Genomic DNA, 1,534 nt, shown 5'->3' on the forward strand with positions numbered 1-1,534 from the left:
GGGCTGACCGCCGGCATCCTGCTCACCGCCGCCGTCGACCGGCTGCTGGACGGCCTGGGCTGGCGGGAGCCCCCGCCCGTCCCGTACCGGGAGCGGCTCGGCCGCGCGACGGCCGCCGTGGCCGACAGCTGCGCCGCCGCCGCGCGCGGCGGCGAGGACGTCCGGCCCGCCGCCGACCGGGCACTCGAGGGGGCACGTACCTCCCGGATACCGCCCGCCGAGCGCCCCACCTCGCCGTCCGCCCGGGACCGGGCCCTCATGCACACCCGTGCGGCCGTCCGGCACGTCCACGACCAGCTCGACCGCCTCTACCGCGCCCACGGCGGACCCACCGGGTCCGGCGAGCCCGCCGCCACCGCCCTGTTGGAGCGCACCGCCACCGCCCTGCGCCCCGTCGCCACCGGTCTGACCGACGGCACCCCGCCTCCCGACGGCGACGGCGACGGCGAGGGCGACGAGCTGCGCCGCGCGCTCGTCGCCTTCGACGCCGTCCGCGCGGACGGGCTCCCCGGCGCCGCTCCCGAGCGACTCCGCCGCGACGCCGTCGTCCGGTCCGCCGCCGAGGGCGCGCGGCTGGCCACCCGAGCGTCGCGGATCGCCCTGGGCGCCCGCCCCGCCACGGCCGGGGCGGAGCGCGACGGACCGTTCTGGTACGCCACCGTGCCCGCCCCCGAGCTGTGGTGGCACCGGATGCGGCTGCACCTGACGCTCCGCTCGGTCCACTTCCGCAACGCCCTCCGGGTCGCCGCGGCCATGGCCGGCGCCCGGCTCCTGGTCGGTGCCCTCGGCCTCCCGCACGGCTTCTGGGTCCTCCTGGCCACCCTGAGCCTCATGCGCACCTCGGCGTCCGACACCCGGGCCGCTCTGCGCCCCGCCATCACCGGTACGACCGCGGGGGCCGTGCTCGCCGCCCTCGCGCTCCGCGTCGTCGGTGACGTCCCCCTGTTCTACGCGGCCGCGCTGCCCGTCGTCCTCCTCGTCGGCCTCACCGTGGCCACGCTGCTCGGGCCCGCGTGGGGGCAGGGGACGTTCACGGTCGTCATCGTGCTGATGTTCGCCCAGCTCTCCACCCCGCAGTGGCAGCTGTCCGCCGTGCGCCTCGTCGACGTCCTCGTCGGCGGCGCGATCGGCGTCCTCGCGAGCCTGCTCGCCTGGCCGCGCGGCGCCGGGGGCGAACTGCGCCGCACCGTCGCCGACTTCCTGGCCGCCGGCGCCGCCGGGTGCCGGGGCGTCACGGACCTCCTCTGCGGCCGCCCCGCACCCGCCGATCCCCTGCGCGCGGTCCGCGCGGCCATGCTCCTGACCGAGGCCTCGTACTGCCAGTACCGGGGCGAACGCCTGCCGAGGCGCACCACCGACCCGCCGTGGGAGATCGCCATGCTGGCCGGCTACCACATGCTGCGCGGCGGTGAACTGATGCTCCTGCGGTACGGATCCGCCCTCGGGGCCACCCCGCTCTCGCCCGAAGCCGCCGCCGAACTGACCTTCCTGGCCGACCGCGTGGCCGACGACGCCCTCCGCGCGGCCGAGGCGC

Annotated in this window: 1 protein-coding gene; it reads left to right on the top strand. The window is 78.5% G+C overall.

Features of this window, described 5'->3' with window-relative positions:
• A partial coding sequence (locus K6I33_RS34935; RefSeq protein WP_229358813.1) for an FUSC family protein occupies positions 1-1,534 on the top strand: 1,534 nt, incomplete at both ends.

Source organism: Streptomyces sp. UNOB3_S3 (genome assembly GCF_020740895.1).
GTDB lineage: Bacteria > Actinomycetota > Actinomycetes > Streptomycetales > Streptomycetaceae > Streptomyces.